Genomic DNA, 20927 nt, shown 5'->3' on the forward strand with positions numbered 1-20927 from the left:
TCCGTACTCTCTTAATCATTCCGCGCATTCTCGGCCCGTCGCGCGCGGTCGTGGCGGTGTCCGCCGCGACTGCCCCGACGGCCGGACGCCACCCCGAGGGGCCGACTGATACTGTCGACACACCATGCGATGCCCACCGCTGCCCTTTCCGGCAGATTCTGTTAGTGTTGCAGCCGGAAACGGCTGTAGAAGGTCGGCGGGTGCCCGCCATCGACGCCGGGCACGGAGACGGGAGATCGGGCAGGACGTGGACGGGCCGGTAGGGGCGGGCAAGCGCGGCAAGGCGGACAAGACCTCGGTCGGCCGTGCCCAGGCGGTGGTGCGGCGGGTCATCGCCGACGGCCACGACAGGCCGTCGCTCGTCTCGCAGATCGCCTGCGAGGTGGGCGCGGAGATCGTCCTCGGCGTGCTGGCGCCCGGTGACGACCTCAACTCCGTCGAGCTGTCGCGCCGCCACAAAACCAGCCGGACGCCGGTGCGCGAGGCGCTGATGCTGCTCGAGAAGGAGGGCCTGGTCGACGTTCCGCCACGGCGCCGGCCGCGGGTCAATGCCCTCAGCCTCGAGGAGATCCGAGACATATACCGGGCCCGCGGCGCCCTGTTCGCCCTGATCGCCGGCGATACCGCCCGCGGCGCCAGCGCCGGGGAGGTCGCCGAGCTGCGCGGGCTGCTCGGCGCCATGGAGACGGCGGCCGATCGCGGCGACCTCGACGGCTATGTCTGGGCCAATGTCGACTTCTACGACCGCAACACCCAGCTCACCAACAACCGGACGGTGAAGCGGATCCTCGATTCTCTGCTGCTGCGCACGCTGCCGCTGCGCCGGCTCAGCCTTTCCCAGGACGGCAGGCTGACGCGCTCCATCGACGACCACCGCCGTCTCGTCGCAGCCTACGAGGACCGCGACGCCGACCTCGCCGCCGCGCTGATCCGCTCCAACCACATGAACGCCCTGAAGGCGCTGGAACGGCATCTGGGCGGCTCGACGGACGACGGACACGCCGCCACCGGTCCGTCGCGATGAGCCGGATCGCCTGGGCCGACCTGAACGGCGTGGCGCTGCGCTACGCGGCGACGGGAGCTTCGGGACCGACCGTCGTGCTGATCCACGAGATGGGCGGCTCGCTGGAGTCCTGGGACGGTGTGGTCGCGCAGCTTCCCGGCGACATCCGCACGCTCCGCCACGATCTGCGCGGCTCCGGCATGTCGGAAAAGATCCAGGGCTGCGCGGACGTCGAGGCGCTCGCCGCCGACATCGCCGGCCTGCTCGACCTGGAGGCCGTCGCCGGCCCGGTAGTGCTCGCCGGCTGCGCGGCCGGCGCGGCGGTGGCGATGTGCTTTGCGGCACGCTACCCTGCCCGCACGGCAGGGGTCATCGGGCTCGCGCCGGCGGTCGGCGTGCAGGCGGCGTTCCGGGCCGAGCGGCTCGAAGGCCTGAAGTCCGTAGAGACGCACGGGCAGCGCTCGATCGAGCAGGACATGCTGGCGAGGGCCTGGCCGGACGTCCTGCGCCTGCGCGATCCGGACGTATTCGCGGCCTACCGGGCCCGCTGGATCGCCGCCGACCCGTACGGCTTCGCGGCGCTGTCGCGGATGCTGTTCGACCTGACCTTCAACGACTACCTGCCGCAGATCCGCTGCCCGGCACTGATGGTCGCCGGCGAGCACGATCCGCTGCGGCCGCCGGACCACGTCGCCGAACTGAGCACGCATATCCGCGGATGCCGCTTTCGCAGCGTCGATTCGGGTCACTTCATGAACGTCCAGTCGCCGGAGCTGGTCGCCGGGCTGATCGCCGGATTCCTGCGCGACAACGGCCTCGCCTGAGGCCGCCGGCCTGACGGCGATGGGCCGGCCGTCAGGATACCTGCGGCAACGCGAGGATGCGGTCGGCGCGCACGCCGAACACCCGCTCGATCAGGTCGGCCGTCAGCGTCGCGGCAGGCGGCCCGTTGGCGACGGTGCGCCCGTCGTCTACCACGATCACCCGGTCGGCGTAGTCCGAGGCCAGCCGCAGATCGTGCAGAATCGCCAGGCCGCCGCCGCCGGCCCGCACGTGCTGCCGGGCGAGGTCGAGGATCTCGAACTGGTGGCGGATGTCGAGGCTCGCCGTCGGCTCGTCGAGGAACAGCCAGTTGACCTTGCCGTCCTCGACCGGCCGGCCGAGCTGGCAGAGCACGCGGGCCAGGTGGACCCGCTGCTGCTCGCCGCCTGACAGTTGCTGGTAGAACCGTCCCTCGTAGCCCGCGAGTCCGACCCGGCCGAGCGTCCGGACGACCATATCGGAGGCAACCGGCTCGGCCCCGGCCCGCAGGCCCCGCCGCCCGCCGCGCAGACCGAGCGACACCACCTCGTGCACGGTGAACGGGAACGCCAAGTGCTGCGACTGCGACAGCACCGCGCGGCGTCGGGCGAGGTCGCGGCCGTGCCACCGCGACAGAGGCACGCCGTCGAACAGGACCTCGCCGCCCCAGGGCTGCAGATCGCCGACCAGCGCCCGCAGCAGCGTCGTCTTGCCGGCGCCGTTGGGGCCGACCACCACCGCCAGTTCGCCCGGTGACAGACCGAGCGTCGCCTCGCGCAGCACCTCGCGCCCGGCCAGTCGTACCGAAATGCCGCGCGCCTCGATCATCACAGGTCCACGATCGAGCGCTGGCGCAGCAGCAGCCACAGGAAGAAGGGCGCCCCGAGGATCGCCGTGACGATGCCGATCGGCAGTTCCGCCGGCGCCACCACGGTGCGCGCCACCATGTCGGCGCCGACCAGAAGCGAGGCGCCGAGCAGGGCGCTTGTCGGCAGCAGTCCGACATGGCGCGGACCGATGGCGAGTCGCAGCAGGTGCGGCACCACGATGCCGACGAAGCCGATCGGTCCGGCGACCGCGACAGAGGCGCCGACCGCGGCGGCGACCGCAAAGATCGCCACCCGCTTCATCGCCTGCACCGGTACCCCGAGATGGCGCGCCTCGCCCTCGCCGAGCAGCAGCGCGTCGAGGCCGGCGGCGAGCTGCGGGATCGTCGCCAGCACGAAGGTCAGGAACACTCCGGCGATGGCGACCTTCTCCCAGGTCGCACCGGCCAGGCTGCCCAGCGTCCAGAAGGTGAAGTCGCGCAGCTGCCGGTCGTCGGAGATGAAGATCAGCATGCCTGTCGCCGCGCCGGCGAGGGCGCCGATCGCAATCCCGGCGAGCAGCATGGTGGCGACCGAGGTACGGCCCTGCCGGGTCGCGATGCCGTAGAGCAGTACGGTGGTGACCAGGCCGCCCGCGAACGCCGACACCGGCAGCGCGTAGAAGATGCGGTCGCCGAGGATCGGCAGCAGGAAGCCGGAACCAAGCACGATCGTCGAGACTGCCGCCAGCGCCGCACCGGCGGTGACGCCGACCAGGCCCGGATCGGCGAGCGGGTTGCGGAACAGCCCCTGCATCACGGCGCCGGAGACGGCCAGTCCCGCCCCGACCCCGAGGCCGAGCAGCGTGCGCGGAAGGCGGATTTCCCAGACGATCAGCGCGTCGCGAGCGTTCGCCGCTGATGCGTCGCCGCCGAGTCCGAACAGCAGCGTCGCCGCGCGAACCGGGGTGAAGCCGGACGGCCCGACGGCGAGGGAGAGGAAGGAGACGACGATCACCAGCGCCGCAAGCACCGCAGCGGTCAGCAGCGCGTGGCCGGCCCGGTCGCCCGGCGATCGCCTCAGGACGGCGGCAAGGCTCATTGGCCGGCGGCGCCTCCCGAGGCGGCGGCCCAAGGCCGCTCCGGCAGTTCGGGGATCGGCGCGTCCGGGTAGATCGCGTGCGACAGGTCGCGCACCGCCTGGGCGACGCGCGGTCCGAAGCCGAGCAGATAGAGGCCGTCCATGGTGACGAGGTGGGGTCCGTCGGCGGCCGGCGTGGTCGCGAGCGCGGGATGGGCGAAGACCTCGTCTGCGGCGGCGGCGTGATCGCCGCGCGCCATCATCACGATGACGTCTGGCGCCGCCTCGATCACCGCCTCGTCGTTGACAGGCTTGTAGCCGGTGAACCCTGTCAGCGCGTTGTCCGCGCCGGCCATTTCGATCATGGCGGCCGCCGACGTGCCGTCGCCGGCCGCCATGATGCGGCCGTTCGACAGGCTGAGCACGAACAGCACCCTGCGGCGATCCTGAAGCCCGTCAACAGCCTCCCGGACCGTCTTCAGGTCCTGGGCGACCGCTTTGGCCATGTCTTCGCCCGCCTCGGGGACACTCATCACTTTTGCGACGAACCGTATCTTCTCTGCCACACCCTCGGGATCGGTCCCGCCGGGCGCGGAGACGAAGGGCACCGAGGCGGTCTCCAGCAGCTCCACGGCCTCCGGCGGACCGGCATCGGCCTCCGCCAGGATCAGCGACGGGTCGGTCGACAGCACCCCTTCCGGCGACAGGGCCCGCAGATATCCGACGTTCGGCTTCTCGGCGAGGGCCTCGGCCGGATACAGGCTGGTCGTGTCGACGGCCACGATCCTGTCCTCCAGGCCGAGGCCGTAGAGGATCTCGGTGATCGAGCCGCCGACCGATACGACCCGGCTCGAGTCGGCGATCTCGACCGCGTGCCCCCGGGCGTCCGTCACGGATACCGGTTCGGCCCTGGCGCCGGAAACGCCGCCTGGAAGTCCGGCAGACAAGCCGGCCACGACCAGCGCCGCGCCAAGGCTGGCCGGCACGATCCGGCTCGCCGCGCGGGGCAGCCGCAGAAGCCTGCAAAAGAATGGAAATACTGCGTTCATGGGCATGTGCTCGCTTTCGGGCGGGCGCTCGCGGGGAGGGCGCGTGCGGACGATCTGCAGCCGCTGGCGACGGCCTGTTGATAACTTGACTGTAATAGTCATATTAATCTAGAACGCAAGCCGTCGGGTGACGCCGTTCCCGCGAGGCGGCGGCAACCGGCGCATCAACCACAAGCAAGCCAACGGCCCTCCGGTCCAGTAGCTAGCCGCGCCTTCCAGGGGCTTTCCCGGGGAAGACGCTTCCGCAAGCCATGATCGGGGGCCCAATGACAATCCAACGCACGACACCCAGATTGCTTCGAACCGCCATGCTGGCGACGACGGCCATTTGCGCCATAGCACCCGCCATCGGCCTCACCGGCACGGCGCGGGCCCAGGACGCGCAGGACCAGTGGCAGGCCGGCCAGCTAGAGGTCGACGTCACCAACATCTACCTGCAGGAGATCACCGTGGTCCCCTCGAAGACCGAGCAGGAGGCCGTCGACGCCCTCGCCTCGGTCAGCGTGGTGACCCAGTCCGAACTGCAGATCCTGCAGCCCACCAACATCCAGGACATCTTCTTCGGCATGCCGAACGTCGAGGTCGGCGTCTCGCAGGACGCCAGCCACGTCGGCGGCAGCTTCAACATCCGCGGCCTTCAGGACTTCGGCCGCGTCGCGGTGATCCTCGACGGCGCGCGCAACAACTTCCAGCGCAACGACCACGGCGCCAGTTCGACGGTGTGGATCGAGTCTGAGATGATCGAGGAGGTCACCGTCGTGCGCGGGCCGGTCTCCAACCTCTACGGCTCGGGCGCGATCGGCGGCGTCGTGGTGTTCGAGACCAAGTCGGCCTCGGACTTCCTGAAGCCCGACGAGAGAATGGCCGGCCAGATCAAGGGCCGCTACGAGACCAACGGCGACGGCTGGACGGCGGCGGCCACCGGCGCGGCCCGCTTCAGCGATCAGTTCGATGTCATCGGCAACGTGGTCTACCGCACCGCCGACGACTACACCGACGGCGACGGCAACGTGGTTCCGTTCTCCAGCTACGACGTCCTCGGCGGCCTCGCCAAGGCCCAGTACCGTCCGACCGACGACCAGGAGATCACGCTCGGCTGGATCGGCAACCGCGACGACTGGTACGAGGCCGGCACCGTCCAGGACGTGACGCTGCAGGAGAACACGTTCACCGGCAAGTACACCTATGCGCCGATCGAGAACCAGTGGATCGACTTCACCGCGAGCGGCTACTACGTCGACACCGACCAGTCGCAGACCGCGCTGGTCAGCTCGACCCGCTTCAATCCGACGACCGGCATGCCGGTCTTCGTGCCCGCGGGAAGCGTCCGCGAATTCACGCTTGGCACCGGCGGCTTCGACCTTTGGAACTCGTCGACCTTCGAGACCGGCGCCTTCCAGCACGTGATGACCGTCGGCGGCGACTGGTTCCGCGACAACGCCGAGACCTATGACCCGCTCGGCGGCGCCTCGGTCTACAACCCGAGCGGCGTGCGGGTCGCCTACGGCGCCTACATCCAGGACCAGATCAACTATTCGAACTGGCTCGAGATCATCGGCGCCCTGCGCTACGACGGCTATTCGCTCACCGGCAACGGCGTCGACACCTCATCCGACCGCGTCTCGCCGCGCCTGTCGGTCGGCGTCAAGCCGTTCGAGGAATCCTTCCTGTACGGCGTCCAGTTCTACGGCTCCTACGCGGAAGGCTACCGCTCGCCGAGCATCATCGAGACGCTGATGACCGGCCTGCATCCCGCCGGCGTGGCCTTCCCCTTCTTGCCCAACCCGAACCTCGTTCCGGAAACGGCCAAGACGTGGGAAATCGGCCTGAACTTCAAGCGCGACAACATCCTCTCGCAAGGCGACGGGGTGCGCATGAAGGCGGCCTGGTTCCACAACGACGTCGACGACTACATCGGGCTGGAATACCTGTCGCCGTTCACGCCGGGCAGCGGCTGCCCGTTCATCCCGCTGCCGTGGTCGATCCCGATCTGCGCGCAGTACCAGAACATCGACCAGGTCGAGATCCAGGGCTTCGAGTTCGAGGCCGTCTACGACACCGGCTGGCTGTTCGCCGGGCTGCAAGCCGCCTCGATCCAGGGCCAGGACCTGTCGACCTTCCCGTCGACGCCGCTCTACACGATCCCGCCGAATCAGGTCACCGGCCGGCTCGGCTTCCGCATGCTCGACGAGTCGCTGGTGTTCGGCGGCGAGGTGCAGAAGGTCATGCCCTACCACAGCCTGAGCTTCACGCCGACGGCGGCCTACATCCCGACGATCGTCGACGGCTACACGCTGGTCAATCTGTTCGCCTCCTGGGAGGCCAACGAGAACCTGCGCTTCGACGTCAGGCTGGAGAACCTCTTCGACGTCAACTACGGCAACTACCTCAACGTCGCCGCCGGATCCGACCTCTTCGAACAGGGCTTCAACGCCAAGTTCGCCGCAACGCTGCGCTTCGGCCTCGTGGAAGAGCCGCTCGTCGAAGAGCAGATTGTCGTGAAGCAGTAGACAGGAATGCGAGGCGCCATGACGATTGCACGGCCAGTTACGCGGCGGACCGATCCGGTGTCGGGGGACTCGGATTCACTCGTCGGGCTGTGGAAATCGTTGTGGCGCCCGCTTTCGGCCGCCGGGTTGGCGACGGCCGCCCTTCTCCTCCTGGCCGGGTGCGGTCCGGCGGCCGCCACCTCCGAGACAGTCACCATCGAGCTGAACCGGCTCGAGGACGTCCAGGGCGGCTGTCGGCTGAGCTACGTGCTGACCAACGGGCTGCCGGTCTCCGTCGAGGCGCTGGCGCTCGAGGTCGTTCTGTTCGACACCGACGGGCGCGTCGACCGTTTCCTCCTGTTCAAGGCCCGGCCGCTGCCGGTCGCCAAGACCCGCGTGCAGCAGTTCGAGATCGGCGACACCGCGTGTGGCGCCATCGGCCGCGTGCTCCTCAACGACGTCACCGACTGCGCAGGCGAGGGCCTGTCCCCCGGCAGTTGCCTTGCCGCGATCAGGACGCAGAGCAGGGCCGACGTGCCATTCGTTTCCACGCTGTCCCCCGACGGCGACACGGCTACCGGCGAAGAGGCGGGCGACGCCGCACCGAAAGCCGAGTAAGGAGTAGGAGGAGACTATGGAGCAGCAAGTCGCGCAGGCGGCCGCGCCGTCGGGCCCGGCCGCGCCGGATGCATCTGCCGGATCCGACGCGCCGGTGTCGGGGGCACCCGATCCGTCCGTTTCCGACGCCGCTCCGCCCGGCCCGGATGCCACCGGGGTTCTGCCCGGTTCGGCGACCGCCGGGGACTCGTCGGTGCCGGATGCCGCCACCGCGGTGCCCGGCATGGACGCAACCGGCGATCCGACCGTCGGCACCCAGCCCGCCACCGCCGACGATGGGGGCCTGCTCGACGCCGGCGTGTCCGGGCTGGACCAGCTCGTCGATCTCGGCGGCCCGATCGTCGCCCTGCTGCTCGTACTGTCCGTGGTGGCGCTGACGATCGCGCTGGTGAAGCTGTGGCAGTTCGCCCGCTTCGGCGTCGGCCGGCGCCGACTGGAGGATGCGGTCCGGCGGTGGTGCTCCGAGCCGGACGCCGTCTCCGCAGACCGCGCCGCGAACGTGCCGGGCCCGGTCGCCGCGCTCGTTTCGCGGGCCATGACCCGTCTCGTCGCCGGCGACAGCGAGACCTATGCGCGCGAGGAGATCGAGCAGGGCGCGGAGGAAACCGTCGCGTCGCTGCGCTCCTATCTGCGGGCGCTCGAGGCGATCGCCCAGGCCGCGCCGCTGCTCGGCCTGCTCGGCACCGTGCTCGGCATGATCGACGCCTTCAAGGTGCTCGAGGCGAGCGGCGGCGACGTCGACCCGGCCGGGCTTGCCGGCGGCATCTGGGTGGCGCTGATGACCACCGCGGTCGGCCTTGCGGTTGCCATTCCGACTGCCCTGGCACTGCACTGGTTCGACGGCCGGGTCGAGAAGGAGCGCCGCCGCATCGAGCGGCTGGCGACGCAGGTGCTGACCCATCCTCCGCACGCCGGTGCGGGCCGCGTCCTGCCGGAGCCGGTCAGCCTGAGGGACTTCGCGGGCGCGGCGGCCCGCAGCGAGCCGGCCCATGCGCATTGACCGGGCGATACGGATCCGGCGCACGACGAGCCTGACCGCGCTGGTCGACGTCGTCTTCCTGCTGCTGCTGTTCTTCATGCTCGCCTCGACCTTCTCGCGCTTCTCGGTGATCGAGGTCGGCCTCGGCGGGTCCGGCAGGCCCGCCGCCGAAACGTCGCTCGACACCATCCTGCTCAGCGTCGACGCCGAGGGCAGCCTGTTCGTCAACGGCAGCGCCGTTGAGCCCGGGACGCTCGCCGAGGTGCTGCGCGGCAGCGGCGACGCCCGCTCCCAGCGCATCCTGCTGCGGCCGACGTCGCGGGCCACCGCGCAGGACATCGTCTCGGCGCTCGAGCTGGCCCGCGCGGCGGCTGCCGGCGACGTGATCCTGGTCAGGTGAGGCACGGATCATGCGACTCGCCGAACGCGCCCGACGACCCGCCGACGACGGCATCGTCCCGCTGATCAACATCGTCTTCCTGCTGCTGATCTTCTTCCTGATCGTCGGCACCATCGCACCGAAGCCGGATATCTCGGTGGCCTATCCGGAGACCGAGAAGAGCCCGGTCACGCGGGCGCCCGCCGACGCGCTCTACGTCTCGTCGGGCGGCTACATCTCCTATCGCGGCGCCGCCCTCGACATCGACAGCCTGGCCGCCGCTGTCACCGCGGTGCCGCGGGATGACGCCGACGGCCCGCTGCCGGTGGTGGTCGACCGCGCCCTTCCCGCTCCCGAGCTCGCCCCGGTCCTCGGCGCGCTCGCCGGCGCCGGGGTGGAGTCGGTGCGGCTGATCACGCTGCGCGCCGGCAATGCCCGAAGCGGCGACACCGGGAGCGGATCGTGATCGGGCCTGTCCAGTGGATCGTCGCCGGGGCGCTGGCGATCGTGCTGCACGGTGCGGTGCTGGCCTTCGCCTGGTCGACGCCGGATATTTCGCTGGAGGGCTCGTCGGGCCAGCCCGGCGCGGTATGGGGCATGCCGGTCGAGACGATCGCCGACACGGTCGACCCGACCCAGGCCGCCGCGTCGGCCGCCAGCCCGGTCGAGGCGACAGAGCCCGTCGAGGAGACCGAGCCGACCGACATGGCCGAGCCCGTCGAGCCGACCGACGCGGACCCCGTCGAGCTGGCCGAACCGGTCGAGCAGGCCGAGGCGCGTGAGGACGTCGCCCCCGCCCGGCCCGATACCGCCCGAACCGTGGACGCCGCCGAGGCCGTCGACGCTGCGCCGCAGGAGGCCGTCGCGCCGGATACCACCGAGGCGACCGAGGTGACGGCGTCGACCGAGACGCCGAGCGAGGCGGACCAGCCATCGACGCCTGCCTGGGAGGGCGGCATCGCTGTCGCCGCCCCGGCGCCGTCGCCGCAGGAGAGCGAACCGGTCGAGGAAACGCGCGTCGCCGCGCTGACTCCGGTCTCCGAGGCCGCGGCGGTCGAAGCGACAACCGGGATCGAGGCGGTCACCGCGACCGATGTCACGATCCCGGTGCCGCCGCTGCGACCGGCTGACGTGCCTCGGGTCACCGCGCCGCCGAAGCCGGCGGTCAGCAAGCCAGCACCCGCCAAGCCCGCCCCGCAGGCGGCCCCGAAATCAACCAACCCTGCGCCGAGCGCCAGCAGCACCCGCACCGCCTCGGCGCCCGCCGGCGAGCAGGCCGGCAGCACCGGCAGCCGGTCGGCCTCTTCGGGCCGGCAGCTGATCACATCGTATGCCGGCAAGGTCGCCTCGCACCTGCAGCGCCACAAGCGATATCCCGCCGGCACCGAGCGCGGCCAGACCGGCACCGCGACCATCACCTTCACCATCGGCGCCGACGGCCGCGTCCGCGGCGCCCGCCTGTCGCGCAGTTCCGGCGTCGGCCCGTTCGACCAGGAGGTGGTGGCGATGGTCAGCCGGGCTGCGCCGTTTCCCCCGATCCCTTCGGCGATCGGCAAGTCGTCCATGACCTTCACCGTGCCGATCCGGTTCCAGCCCCGCTGAGCCGGACCCGCTTCCCAAACCGAACGAGGAGAAAACCGATGTTTATCGCAATGAACCGCTTCAAGGTCGCCAAGGGGTCGGAGGCCGATTTCGAGACCGTATGGCGCTCGCGCGACAGCCATCTCAACGAGGTGCCGGGCTTCGTCGAGTTCCACCTGCTCAAGGGTCCCGACCGCGACGACCACACCCTGTACTCCTCGCACACGGTGTGGCGCAGCCGCGGCGATTTCGAGAACTGGACGAAGTCGGACGCCTTCCGCCTCGCCCACAAGAACGCCGGCGCCAACAAGCCGCTCTATCTCGGCCATCCCGAATTCGAGGGTTTCGAGTCGGTGCTCAAGCTGACCACCACCGAAGCCGCCGCCTGAGGGAGGCCACGCCGCGCCTGCCTCGCCGCCGGCGCCCCGGACGTACCGGAGCCGTCAGGCGGCGAGGCGCGAGGTCGCCGGGATGCGGATCTCGAAATGGGCGCCCGGCCCCGCGTCCGTCCGCAGCAGGACGTCGCCGTTGAACTTGCGCAGGATCTCGCGGCTGATCGGCAGGCCGAGACCGCTCGAGCCGGCTTCCTGGCGGCCGCTGCCGCGTCCGAACTTGGAGAAGATCGTCTCGTTGTCGGTCTCGGCGATTCCCGGCCCGTTGTCGCCGATCGAGACGACGTAGTCGCCGTCCCGGCAGGTGCTGCGCACCTCGATCACCGGCGCGCGCGAAGTGTTGTACTTCACCGAATTGTTGAGGATGTTCAGGAAAACCTGGGTGAGCCGGCCGAAATCGGCCATCACCGTCACGTCCGCCTCGCGTTCGCCCGCTTCTATCCTCACGCCGTTGCGGGCGGCCAGCACCGAGATGGATTCGAGCGCCCGGTTCAGCGCCGCCTCGGGATCGACGGGCACCAGCTTCCAGTCGACCTTGCCGCTCTCCAGGAAGCTCAGGTCGAGGATCTCGTCGAGCAGCGTGGTCAGCCGCAGGCACTCCAGGTTGATGATCGCCAGGAAGCGCTGCGCCTGCTCACTGGTCACGTCCGGCGTCTCCAGCAGGATCTCCGAGAACGAGCGCAGCGAGGTCATCGGCGTGCGCAGCTCGTGGCTGACCTGGCTGAGGAAATCGTCCTTCTGGGCGGCAAGCTTCTGCAGCTTGGCGTTGGCCTCGCGCAGCTGCCTGGCGGTGCTTTCCAGTTCGGCCGATTTCTCCGCCAGCTGCTGGCTGTATTCGAGGATCTGGGCGGTCTCGTCGGCGATGTTCATCAGCTCGGTGAGGCTGATCGTGCCGCCGCCGGCAATCTGCGACACCATCGCGTGCGCCGAGGCCGCGCCGACCGTGCCGCCGAGTTCGCGTTCCAGTCGGGCGATGAAGGCGTCGTCAACGACCGGCAGTCCGGCCCGGATGCCCTGGGCGCGGGCGAAGTCTTCGAAGAAGATCCGGGCCGGCTCCGAGCCGAGGATGCGCTGCGCCAGCACGAACAGGTCCTCAGCCGGCGCGGCGCGGTGGATGACGCCGGGCGGCTCGCCGGCGCGGGTGCGGAACACGTCGACGAACAACGCCCCCTGCAGCCGTTCCAGCGGGGTCGGGCGGGTCGCAAGCGAGACTGCGATGAACAGCGTCACGTTGACCGCCAGGCTCCAGAACAGGGCGTGGACGAGCGGATCGGGGATGTCGATGCCGAGGAAGGCCTGCGGCCGGAGCGCCGCCAGCCCCCACGGACCGGCCTCGACGAAGAAGCTGATCGCGGCAAACTCCGTCCGGAAGCTCGGCACGAGCAGCATGTAGGCCCAGATAGCGAACCCGGCGACGACGCCGGACAGCGCCCCGTAGCGGGTCGCGCCGCGCCACGTCACCCCGCCCACGACGCCGGGCAGCACCTGCGCGATCCCTGCGAAGGCGATCAGGCCGATCGAGGCCAGACCGTCGGAGCCGTCGGTGAGGCGGAAGTAGAGGAAGCCGAGAAACAGGATCGCGGCGATCGAGACGCGCCGGCTGATCAGCAGCAGCCGGCGCACGTCGCCGCTCGTGTAGTGGCCCGAATGGGAGGTCTTCAGCGCCACCGGCATGACGATGTGGTTGGAGACCATCGTCGACAGCGCGATCGCGGCGACGATCACCATCGAGGTCGCCGAGGAGAACCCGCCGATGAAGGCGAACGTCGCCAGCCCGCCCTCGCCGGCCGACAGCGGCAGGGTCAGCACGAACATGTCCGGATTGGAACCGGCGGGCAGGTGCGCGAGGCCCGCCACCGCTATCGGCAGCACGAAGATCGAGATCAGCACCAGGTATAGCGGAAACATCCACGAGGCGGTCGCCAGGTGCTTCTCGTCGATATTCTCCACCACCGTCACCTGGAACTGCCTCGGCAGGCAGATGATCGCGGTGGCCGACAGGAAGGTCAGCGCCACCCAGCGGCTGTCGAACACGTCGCTGGCGTGCAGCAACTCGGGCGAGACGCGCGTAAAGACGTCGCTGAGGCCCTCGGAGATGCCGTAGATGGCAAAAAGCCCGACGGCGATCAGCGCGAACAGCTTGACCAGCGCCTCGACCGCGATCGCGGCGACGACACCGTGATGGCGTTCGTTGGCGGTGACGTTGCGGGTGCCGAACAGGATGGTGAACAGCGCCATGCCGGCGGCGACCCAGAATGCGGTCATGCCCTCGCTGGTGCCGTCGGTGTCGCCGGTGATGACACGGAAGCTCAGCGTCACCGACTGCAGCTGCAGGGCGATGTAGGGCGTCGTCGCGATCACCGCGATCAGGGTGACGAAGACGGCGAGCGTCGGGCTCTTGCCGAACCGCGACGAGATCAGGTCGGCGATCGAGGTGATGCGGTGCACCCGGCCGATGCGCACCAGCTTGCGCAGAAGCCACCACCAGCCGACGAAGACCAGGGTCGGGCCGAGATAGATCGTCGCGAATTCCAGGCCGCTGCGCGCGGCGGAGCCGACCGCGCCGTAGAATGTCCAGGAGGTGCAGTAGATGGAGATCGACAGGGTGTAGACCAGCGGCGACTGGAGCCAGCCGATCCGCCCGCGCTGGGCCCGGCGGTCGACGACGAAGGCCACGACGAACAGCAGGGCCACGTAGGAAACGGAGACGACGAGAATCAGGTTGGCCGAGAGCATCAGCCCTCCTGGATCTCCGGTTCGGACCCCTCGGCCTCTCCGGGCATCACGTCGCGCAGCGGCCGGGCCAGCAGCCAGGCGCACAGGATCAGCGCGAACCACACGCCGAACAGGTAGAGAATGATCGTTGGGATGCCGGCGACGTTGCCTTCCGAGACGAAGATACGGATGAAGGGCGGCATCAGCAGGAACACGCCCGCAAAGGGCAGGACGAGGGCGGCGTCCCGGTACTTGCGCCGCCGCAGACCGGAATCGCGGACACCGGTCACGACAGCAGCGACTTAACGACCGAAACCACCTCCGCGTTGGAAAACGGTTTCGTGATGAAGGCGTTGACGCCGATTTCCTCGGCCAGGCGACGGTCCTGCTGCTGCATCCGCGCCGTCAGCATCACCACCGGCAGGTTCTCCAGCTCGGGCCGCGACCGGATCGTCCGCAGCACGTCGAAGCCGTCGGCGCCCGGCAGCATGACGTCGAGGATCATCAGGTCCGGCCGCCCCGATTGCAGGGTTTCGATCGCCCGCGCGCCGTCGAGCACGGAGGTCACCTCGAACTGCTCCCGCTTCAACAGAAACGTGAGGGATTCGACGATGTTCTCCTCGTCCTCTACGATCAGCACGTGCCTGCTCACAGGCCCGTATCTCCCCCCAAAGAGTTTGCCCGGCCCGGCGCGCCGCAGCGGTGTGCCGCGCCGGCACGGGGCGGTGCCTGAGTGTCCCGCCTGCCGACGGTGTTGCCGTCAAGACTACGATGGGCGGTCCGTGAAATGCGAGCGCAAAATTGCCGCCTTGCTGGCGTCCTGCCCGTCCCGAGTTCAGCTTCCGGACGTGCACAAGCTGAATGCAGACGTCGGAACCAGGCCGCACATCCCTGGGCCGCACATCCTGTGACCGTCAGCTCTGCAGGCGCCCGACGAGCGGATCCTCCGCGCGGTGGGCGCACTCGCTGCGCGGGCAGATCCGGCAGTTGGGTCCAACCGGTTCGGCGCTGCCGCGGCCTCCGGTTTCGAGGCCGTCGCCGTAGACGACCTTTCCGGCCGCCTCGACGGGAACGGCGAGCATGTCGGTGACGTAGTCGACCGGGCGGTTGAAGCCGGGGGTGCCGGTGCGCCGGGCCCGGGCGACGAACAGCACACGCTGGCCGTCGGGAAACTGCGCCAGCTGGCGCACCACCGCCTCGGGCGTCGACTGGGCCCTGTAGATCGCCCACAGCGGACAGGCCGCGCCGTGGCGCGGAAAGCGCAGGTCGACGGACGGCCGCCGGTCGATCGTGTGTCCCGCCGCGTTCGCCGCCAGATAGGCCAGTCGCGGCCCCTCGTCGAGCTGACCGCTGACCGCCGTCAGCCGCCGGCAGACGCGGTCGAACCCGACGTTCCAGGACTGGCAGAGCGCCTCCAGGTCGTATCGGCAACGCACCGCCGACTCCAGGAAAGGCATGGCCGGCAGGCGGGCGGCATCCGCAGCGTAGGTCGTCAGCAGCGCGATGACGTGCCGTCGCGCGACGGCGCCGATCGAGCCGCCGCCCCTCTCGATCAACCCGTCGACAAGCGGCTCTATCGCGTCGGCCAGGACTGCGCGGCCGGCCCCGTCCGGATCGAAGCTGTCTCGGGCCGTTCCCCGCAGCAGGTCCTCGACCGCGGTCTCGAGCGGCTCGAAATAGTTGTCATGGGCCAGCAGGAAGGCCTCGATCTCCTCCACCGGCGTCGCCGACCGCCGGGCGGTGTGGGCCTTGTCGAAATAGTCGGCCAGGGCCTGGGCGACGTCGGTCAGGCGTCCGCTCTCGCGCGCCAGCGTCCGGTGGAAGCGGTCGCGCTGGCCGGCGTCGATGTCCTTGACATCGTCAAGGATCTCCGAGGTCGAGCGGATCGCCGAGATGTGGGTCAGCATCTGGTGGACGATGTCGCCGAGATAGGGATCGTGCGTCAGACGGTCGGACAGCGCGGTGGCGAGATCGTTGCTGGCCCGGCTGGAGCGGTAGAGCCTGGTCAGCGCGTTGGCCCAGTCGGGAAACCGGCCGATGAAGGCTTCCGTCGTTTCCGGGTCTATGGCGCTGTCGCGCAGCTGCGGGTCGGCGGCGATCTCGTGCAGTTCGCCGGCCAGGCGCCGCTCGGCGGCGCCGTCGAGGTCGGTCGGCTGCAGGTCGAGGCAGTCGGCCGCCTTCTTGAGCAGGCCGCCGCCGATCCGGCGCTTGGAGAACTCGATCAGGTTCAAATAGGCGGGCGAGATACCCATCCGGCGCGCCAGTTCCGACTGCGACATGCCGAGCGCCCGGCGCGTCTCCCGGATCTTCAGGCCGACGATCGTGGTGGCCATCGCGCGCTCCCCGTTCCCGGACCCGGAGGCCCGGATATTGCCGCGCCTGCTGCGCCGCAATGTAAAAGTTTTTCAATTTTGCATATGCGAAACAGACCGATTTTACAAAATTTTTGTTCTTATACAAAGGTTTATTGTGTTCTTTTCAGAAATAGGCGAGCGTCCTATGCGAGTGCAACCACTCATTGACCAAACGGACTTTCAACAAACCGTCGAGGGAGGACCCAAATGAGCGGTCTTAAGGACATCAACAGGCGTACGCTGCTGAAGAGCACCGCCGCCGTCGGCGCCGGGCTGGCGCTTCCGACGATCTTCACCAGCGCCGCCCGCGCCTATCTGAACGAGCCGAAGGGCTCGACCGTCACCTTCGGCTTCAACGTGCCGCAGACCGGCCCGTATGCCGACGAGGGTGCCGACGAGCTGCGCGCCTACCAGCTCGCCGTCGAGCACCTCAACGGCGAGGGCGACGGCGGCATGCTGAACACGATGAAGCCGCTCGCCCTCAAGGGCAACGGCGTGCTCGGCAAGAAGGTCGCCTTCGTGACCGGCGACACGCAGACCAAATCCGACGCCGCCCGCGCCTCCGCCAAGCGGATGATCGAGAAGGACGGCGCGATCATGATCACCGGCGGCTCGTCGTCGGGCGTCGCGGTTGCGGTGCAGTCGCTGTGCCAGGAGGCCGGTGTCATCTTCATGGCCGGCCTGACCCACTCCAACGACACCACCGGCAAGGACAAGCGGGCCAACGGCTTCCGCCATTTCTTCGACGCCTACATGTCGGCCGCCGCGCTGGCGCCGGTGCTGAAGTCGGAATACGGAACCGACCGCACCGCCTACCACCTGACCGCCGACTACACCTGGGGCTGGACCCAGGAGGAATCGATCAAGGCGGCGACCGAGAACCTCGGCTGGAACACCGCCGCCACCGTGCGCACCCCGCTCGGCGCCGGCGACTTCTCGCAGTACATCACGCCGGTCTTGAACTCCGGCGCCGACGTGCTGATCCTCAACCACTACGGCCGCGACATGGTCAACTCGCTGACCCAGGCGGTGCAGTTCGGCCTGCGCGACAAGCAGGTCAACGGCAAGAACTTCGAGGTGGTCGTGCCGCTCTACTCGGAGCTGATGGCCCAGGGCGCCGGCGAGAACGTCAAGGGCATCCTCGGCTCGGCCAACTGGGACTGGAAGCTGCAGAACGAGGGCACCCAAGCCTTCACCAAGTCGTTCGGCCAGAAATACGGCCAGCCGCCCAGCCAGGCCGCCCAGACCTGCTACGTCCAGGCGCTGCTCTATGCCGACGCCGCCGAACGGGCCGGCACCTTCGAGCCGTGCGGCATCGTCGCCGCCTTCGAGGGCGACGACTCGCTGGAGGGCATCGATTCGGAATCCAACAAGGGCTTCAAGTTTACCGGCATGGGCAACGGCGAGACGCTCTACCGGGCAGCCGACCACCAGTGCTTCAAGCCGGTGCTCGTGGTGCGCGGCAAGGACGCCCCGGAGAACGAGTTCGACCTGCTCGAGGTCGTCGAGGAGGTCCCCGCCAAGGAGGTCTGGTACGAGCCGGACAATCCGATGTTCGCCGGCGGCGACCTCGGCCAGTGCAACAACGGCGCCTGAACCGGCGTCGCGACAGCAACCGGCGGCCGGCCTCCCGCGGGGGGCCGGCTGTCGCCTGACCGCCGGCGACCGACTCGATAAAGGCCGTCTCGATGGACGCGATCCTCCTGCAATTCCTGAACGGGCTCGACAAGGGCGGCGCCTATGCGCTTATCGCCCTCGGCCTGACCCTGATCTTCGGCACGCTCGGCGTGGTCAACTTCGCCCATGGCGCGCTGTTCATGCTCGGCGCCTTCTGCGCCGTCACCCTGAACAAGCTGTTCTCGCTGGAGAAGGTCGTCGTCGATCCCAGCCAGACCACGGCCTGGGGCACGCCGCTGGAAGTGCGCACGCCCTATATCGAGAGCTGGTTCGGCGAGTTCGGGGCAACGCTGATCGACTTCTCCGTGCCGCTGTCGATCCTGCTGGCGATCCCGGTGATGCTGGTCTTCGGCCTGGTCATGGAGCGCGGCCTGGTGCGCTTCTTCTACAAGCGCCCGCACGCCGAGCAGATCCTCGTCACCTTCGGCCTGGCGATCGTCCTGCAGGAGATCATCAAGCACTTCTTCGGGGCCAATCCCATCCCGCAGCCGGCGCCGCAGGACATGCGCGGCATGATCGATTTCGGCACCATGCTCGGCCTCGGCGCCGGCGTCGTGGTCTATCCCGTCTGGCGGCTCGTCTACCTGATCTTCTCGCTGTCCATCATCGGCGGCGTCTTCGCCTTCCTGCAGTGGACGACCTTCGGCATGGTGGTGCGCGCCGGCATGGCCGACCGCGAAACGGTCGGGCTGCTCGGCATCGACATCGACCGCCGCTTCACCGTCATGTTCGCTCTGGCGGCGATCGTCGCTGGGCTGGCCGGCGTCATGTACACGCCGATCCTGCCGCCCGACTATCACATGGGCATGGACTTCCTGGTGCTGTCCTTCGTGGTCGTCGTGGTCGGCGGCATGGGCTCGCTCGGCGGCGCGGTGGCGGCCGGCTTCCTGCTCGGCATCCTGCAGTCCTTCGCCTCGATGAACGAGGTCAACGCGATCTTCCCGGGCATCGACCAGATCATCATCTATCTCGTCGCAGTCGTCGTGCTGCTGGTGCGTCCGCGCGGCCTGATGGGCCGCAAGGGCGTCATGGAATCCTAGGGCAGCGCGTCATGATCGAACGTATCTCTCCCGGCCGCGACTACGCGCTGATCGCCGTCTTCTCGGCGGCGGTTCTGACCATGCCGGTCTGGCTGGCGCCGATCGGCGCCGCCTATCCGGACCTGATGCAGAAGTTCGCGATCTTCGGCATCTTCGCGGTCGGCTTCAACATCCTGTTCGGCCTCACCGGCTACCTCTCCTTCGGCCACGCCGCGTTTCTCGGAGTCGGCTCCTACACCGCGGTGTGGACCTTCAAGCTGCTCGGCATGAACGCCATCCCCGCGATCCTGATGAGCATCGTCTTTTCCGGCGTCTTCGCGCTGGCGATCGGCTACATCAGCCTCAGGCGCACCGGCATCTACTTCTCCATCCTGACGCTGGCCTTCGCGCAGATGGCCTACAACCTGGCCTATTCGGTGCTCACGCCGATCACCAACGGCGAGACCGGCCTCAGGGTGCTGCGCAGCGACCCGCGCCTCCTCGACCACCTGTTCGGCGTCAACCAGGGCGACGGCGTACTGCTGGCACGCGTGTTCGGCTTCGAGCTCCACGGATATGCCGGCTTCTACTTCTGCGCGGTCATGCTGATCATCGCCTTCTACGTGGCGATCCGGATCACCCATTCGCCGTTCGGCATGATGCTCAAGGCGGTCAAGTCCAACCAGAACCGGATGAATTACACCGGCCTCAGCTCGCGGCCCTACACGCTGGCCGCCTTCATCATCTCCGGCATGTATGCCGGTCTCGCCGGCGGCCTGCTGGCGGTGACGGACCCGCTGGCCGGCGCAGAGCGCATGCAGTGGACCGCCTCAGGCGAGGTCGTGCTGATGACCATCCTGGGTGGCGCCGGGACGCTGATCGGGCCGGTGCTCGGGGCGGCGATCATCAAGTACTTCGAGAACATCTTCTCCGCCTTCAACGACGCCACCCTGCACAACTTCTTCTCCTTCCTGCCGGAGGGTCTGCAGGATGTCGCGGCCTCGATCTCCGGCCTGTTCGTCGGGGAGGGCTGGCAGCTCACCCTCGGCGTGCTGTTCATGCTGATCGTCATCTTCCTGCCCGGCGGCATCATGGAGGGGATCAGGCGGATCGGGACGCTGTTCCGGCGCGGGCCGGGCAGCGGCGCCGAGCAACGGGGCGCGCGGAAGGGCGACGCGGGCGCCGTGCCCGCGCCCGCCGAATGAGCCGGGGCGGGGACAGATCGCGATGAGCATCCTTCAGGTAACCGACGTCAACAAGCGCTTCGGCGGGCTCCAGGCCCTCGACAACGTCAACCTCGAGGTCGAGGAGGGCGCCGTGCATGCCATCATCGGGCCGAACGGGGCGGGCAAGTCGACCCTTCTCAACTGCTTCGTCGGGCGGCTGGTGCCGGATACCGGCGCGGTCACCTTCAACGGCCGCTCGCTGCTCGGCATCAAGCCGCACGAGATCAACCAGGCGGGGGTCTCGCGGGTCTTCCAGACGCCGGAGATCTTCGAGGAGCTGAGCCTGATCGAGAACATCATGATCCCCGCCTTCGCCCATCGCGACGGGGCGTTCCGGCTCAACGCCTGGAACATCGTGACCGGCGAGAAGGAGATCCGCGAGAAGTCCGAGCACATCCTCGAGGACGTCGACCTGATCGAGAAGAAGGACATGCTGGCCGGCAGCCTGTCGCGCGGCGACAAGCGGCGTCTGGAGCTGGCGATGTGCCTGGTGCAGGATCCCAAGCTGCTGCTGCTCGACGAGCCGACGGCGGGGATGTCGCGCGCCGACACCAACAACACGATCGACCTGCTCAAGCGCATCGGCGAGCGGAAGATCACCAAGATCGTCATCGAGCACGACATGCACGTCGTGTTCTCGCTGGCCCACAAGATATCCGTGCTTGCGCAGGGCACGGTGATCGCCGAAGGTCTTCCCGCAGAGATCAAGGGAAATCCGAAGGTGCAGGAAGCCTACCTGGGGGGAGCGCACCTGTGAAC

At 68.8% G+C, this 20927-nt stretch carries 20 protein-coding genes; 13 read left to right on the forward strand and 7 right to left on the reverse strand.

Translation table 11 applies throughout. The annotated features are described in order from the left end of the window. Window positions 1-247 precede the first annotated feature (247 nt). Together V3328_RS13990 and V3328_RS13995 are read left to right on the forward strand one after the other, a co-directional pair. The gene (locus tag V3328_RS13990) at window positions 248-1024 is read left to right on the forward strand and encodes a GntR family transcriptional regulator (RefSeq protein ID WP_340330294.1); all 777 of its coding nucleotides are present in this window, start codon (window positions 248-250) and stop codon (window positions 1022-1024) included. Next, on the forward strand, window positions 1021-1827 hold the full coding sequence (locus V3328_RS13995) for an alpha/beta fold hydrolase (RefSeq protein ID WP_340330295.1): 807 nt from the start codon (window positions 1021-1023) through the stop codon (window positions 1825-1827). Before V3328_RS13990 ends, V3328_RS13995 begins: the two co-directional genes overlap by 4 nt. Before the next feature lie 31 nt (window positions 1828-1858). On the opposite strand, the gene V3328_RS14000 is transcribed toward V3328_RS13995, so the two are convergent. The 3 genes from V3328_RS14000 to V3328_RS14010 are packed head-to-tail and all read right to left on the reverse strand — an operon-like array spanning window position 1859 to window position 4739. Continuing rightward, window positions 1859-2632: a heme ABC transporter ATP-binding protein gene (locus tag V3328_RS14000; protein WP_340330296.1), complete on the reverse strand. Its 774-nt coding sequence runs from the start codon at window positions 2630-2632 to the stop codon at window positions 1859-1861. Beyond that, complete coding sequence (locus tag V3328_RS14005; RefSeq protein WP_340330297.1) at window positions 2632-3711, reverse strand: FecCD family ABC transporter permease; 1080 nt, start codon at window positions 3709-3711, stop codon at window positions 2632-2634. Before V3328_RS14005 ends, V3328_RS14000 begins: the two co-directional genes overlap by 1 nt. Continuing rightward, on the reverse strand, window positions 3708-4739 hold the full coding sequence (locus V3328_RS14010; RefSeq protein WP_340330298.1) for a heme/hemin ABC transporter substrate-binding protein: 1032 nt from the start codon (window positions 4737-4739) through the stop codon (window positions 3708-3710). The genes V3328_RS14005 and V3328_RS14010 overlap by 4 nt, the downstream gene beginning before the upstream one ends. Before the next feature lie 293 nt (window positions 4740-5032). Between V3328_RS14010 and V3328_RS14015 the strand changes: the two genes are divergently transcribed. The 7 genes from V3328_RS14015 to hmuQ are packed head-to-tail and all read left to right on the forward strand — an operon-like array spanning window position 5033 to window position 11174. Continuing rightward, a complete protein-coding gene (locus V3328_RS14015; RefSeq protein WP_340330299.1) occupies window positions 5033-7249 on the forward strand; it encodes a TonB-dependent hemoglobin/transferrin/lactoferrin family receptor in 2217 nt (738 codons plus the stop codon). A gap of 18 nt (window positions 7250-7267) precedes the next feature. Next, entirely contained in the window at window positions 7268-7846 is a 579-nt protein-coding gene (locus V3328_RS14020; protein WP_340330300.1) for a hypothetical protein, read from the forward strand. A 16-nt stretch (window positions 7847-7862) separates the two neighbouring features. Beyond that, window positions 7863-8846 carry a MotA/TolQ/ExbB proton channel family protein gene (locus V3328_RS14025; RefSeq protein WP_340330301.1) on the forward strand — a complete coding sequence of 328 codons (984 nt, stop codon included), beginning with the start codon at window positions 7863-7865 and terminating at the stop codon, window positions 8844-8846. Continuing rightward, window positions 8836-9225, forward strand: a complete 390-nt coding sequence (locus V3328_RS14030; RefSeq protein ID WP_340330302.1) for a biopolymer transporter ExbD — start codon at window positions 8836-8838, stop codon at window positions 9223-9225. Before V3328_RS14025 ends, V3328_RS14030 begins: the two co-directional genes overlap by 11 nt. Window positions 9226-9235: 10 nt before the next feature. Further along, the gene (locus tag V3328_RS14035) at window positions 9236-9670 is read left to right on the forward strand and encodes an ExbD/TolR family protein (RefSeq protein ID WP_340330303.1); all 435 of its coding nucleotides are present in this window, start codon (window positions 9236-9238) and stop codon (window positions 9668-9670) included. Continuing rightward, window positions 9667-10806, forward strand: coding sequence for an energy transducer TonB family protein (locus V3328_RS14040; protein WP_340330304.1), 1140 nt, complete (start codon window positions 9667-9669; stop codon window positions 10804-10806). Before V3328_RS14035 ends, V3328_RS14040 begins: the two co-directional genes overlap by 4 nt. 38 nt (window positions 10807-10844) lie before the next feature. Further along, on the forward strand, window positions 10845-11174 hold the full coding sequence (gene hmuQ, locus V3328_RS14045; RefSeq protein ID WP_340330305.1) for a heme-degrading protein HmuQ: 330 nt from the start codon (window positions 10845-10847) through the stop codon (window positions 11172-11174). A gap of 54 nt (window positions 11175-11228) precedes the next feature. On the opposite strand, the gene V3328_RS14050 is transcribed toward hmuQ, so the two are convergent. The 4 genes from V3328_RS14050 to V3328_RS14065 all read right to left on the reverse strand — a co-directional run bounded on the left by V3328_RS14050 (window position 11229) and on the right by V3328_RS14065 (window position 16225). Continuing rightward, on the reverse strand, window positions 11229-13913 hold the full coding sequence (locus V3328_RS14050; RefSeq protein ID WP_340330306.1) for an ATP-binding protein: 2685 nt from the start codon (window positions 13911-13913) through the stop codon (window positions 11229-11231). Next, complete coding sequence (locus V3328_RS14055) at window positions 13913-14182, reverse strand: hypothetical protein (protein ID WP_340330307.1); 270 nt, start codon at window positions 14180-14182, stop codon at window positions 13913-13915. Before V3328_RS14055 ends, V3328_RS14050 begins: the two co-directional genes overlap by 1 nt. Next, window positions 14179-14544, reverse strand: a complete 366-nt coding sequence (locus tag V3328_RS14060; RefSeq protein ID WP_340330308.1) for a response regulator transcription factor — start codon at window positions 14542-14544, stop codon at window positions 14179-14181. Before V3328_RS14060 ends, V3328_RS14055 begins: the two co-directional genes overlap by 4 nt. 262 nt (window positions 14545-14806) lie before the next feature. Further along, entirely contained in the window at window positions 14807-16225 is a 1419-nt protein-coding gene (locus V3328_RS14065) for an XRE family transcriptional regulator (protein WP_340330309.1), read from the reverse strand. Window positions 16226-16453: 228 nt separating this feature from the next. Here V3328_RS14065 and V3328_RS14070 point away from each other — a divergent pair, with 228 nt between their 5' ends. The 4 genes from V3328_RS14070 (at window position 16454) to V3328_RS14085 (ending at window position 20925) form a co-directional block, all read left to right on the forward strand. Then, window positions 16454-17842: an ABC transporter substrate-binding protein gene (locus V3328_RS14070; protein ID WP_340330310.1), complete on the forward strand. Its 1389-nt coding sequence runs from the start codon at window positions 16454-16456 to the stop codon at window positions 17840-17842. A gap of 92 nt (window positions 17843-17934) precedes the next feature. Beyond that, entirely contained in the window at window positions 17935-18963 is a 1029-nt protein-coding gene (locus V3328_RS14075) for a branched-chain amino acid ABC transporter permease (RefSeq protein ID WP_340330311.1), read from the forward strand. 11 nt (window positions 18964-18974) lie between these two features. Next, window positions 18975-20147, forward strand: a complete 1173-nt coding sequence (locus tag V3328_RS14080; protein ID WP_378758894.1) for a branched-chain amino acid ABC transporter permease — start codon at window positions 18975-18977, stop codon at window positions 20145-20147. A 22-nt stretch (window positions 20148-20169) separates the two neighbouring features. Beyond that, window positions 20170-20925 carry an ABC transporter ATP-binding protein gene (locus tag V3328_RS14085; protein ID WP_340330312.1) on the forward strand — a complete coding sequence of 252 codons (756 nt, stop codon included), beginning with the start codon at window positions 20170-20172 and terminating at the stop codon, window positions 20923-20925. Window positions 20926-20927: the final 2 nt, after the last annotated feature.

The sequence above is a fragment of the Microbaculum marinum genome (genome assembly GCF_037855135.1).
Taxonomy (GTDB): domain Bacteria; phylum Pseudomonadota; class Alphaproteobacteria; order Rhizobiales; family Tepidamorphaceae; genus Microbaculum; species Microbaculum marinum.

Bases quoted from the DNA above. Each gene is read 5' to 3' on its own strand.
- V3328_RS14085 (WP_340330312.1), top strand. From the start codon at position 20,170: ATGAGCATCCTTCAGGTAACCGACGTCAACAAGCGCTTCGGCGGGCTC.
- V3328_RS14010 (WP_340330298.1), bottom strand. From the start codon at position 4,739: ATGAACGCAGTATTTCCATTCTTTTGCAGGCTTCTGCGGCTGCCCCGC.
- V3328_RS14000 (WP_340330296.1), bottom strand. From the start codon at position 2,632: ATGATCGAGGCGCGCGGCATTTCGGTACGACTGGCCGGGCGCGAGGTG.
- V3328_RS14020 (WP_340330300.1), top strand. From the start codon at position 7,268: ATGACGATTGCACGGCCAGTTACGCGGCGGACCGATCCGGTGTCGGGG.
- V3328_RS13995 (WP_340330295.1), top strand. From the start codon at position 1,021: ATGAGCCGGATCGCCTGGGCCGACCTGAACGGCGTGGCGCTGCGCTAC.
- V3328_RS14035 (WP_340330303.1), top strand. From the start codon at position 9,236: ATGCGACTCGCCGAACGCGCCCGACGACCCGCCGACGACGGCATCGTC.
- V3328_RS14050 (WP_340330306.1), bottom strand. From the start codon at position 13,913: ATGCTCTCGGCCAACCTGATTCTCGTCGTCTCCGTTTCCTACGTGGCC.
- V3328_RS14005 (WP_340330297.1), bottom strand. From the start codon at position 3,711: ATGAGCCTTGCCGCCGTCCTGAGGCGATCGCCGGGCGACCGGGCCGGC.
- V3328_RS14070 (WP_340330310.1), top strand. From the start codon at position 16,454: ATGAGCGGTCTTAAGGACATCAACAGGCGTACGCTGCTGAAGAGCACC.
- hmuQ (WP_340330305.1), top strand. From the start codon at position 10,845: ATGTTTATCGCAATGAACCGCTTCAAGGTCGCCAAGGGGTCGGAGGCC.
- V3328_RS14025 (WP_340330301.1), top strand. From the start codon at position 7,863: ATGGAGCAGCAAGTCGCGCAGGCGGCCGCGCCGTCGGGCCCGGCCGCG.
- V3328_RS14075 (WP_340330311.1), top strand. From the start codon at position 17,935: ATGGACGCGATCCTCCTGCAATTCCTGAACGGGCTCGACAAGGGCGGC.
- V3328_RS14080 (WP_378758894.1), top strand. From the start codon at position 18,975: ATGATCGAACGTATCTCTCCCGGCCGCGACTACGCGCTGATCGCCGTC.
- V3328_RS14030 (WP_340330302.1), top strand. From the start codon at position 8,836: ATGCGCATTGACCGGGCGATACGGATCCGGCGCACGACGAGCCTGACC.
- V3328_RS14065 (WP_340330309.1), bottom strand. From the start codon at position 16,225: ATGGCCACCACGATCGTCGGCCTGAAGATCCGGGAGACGCGCCGGGCG.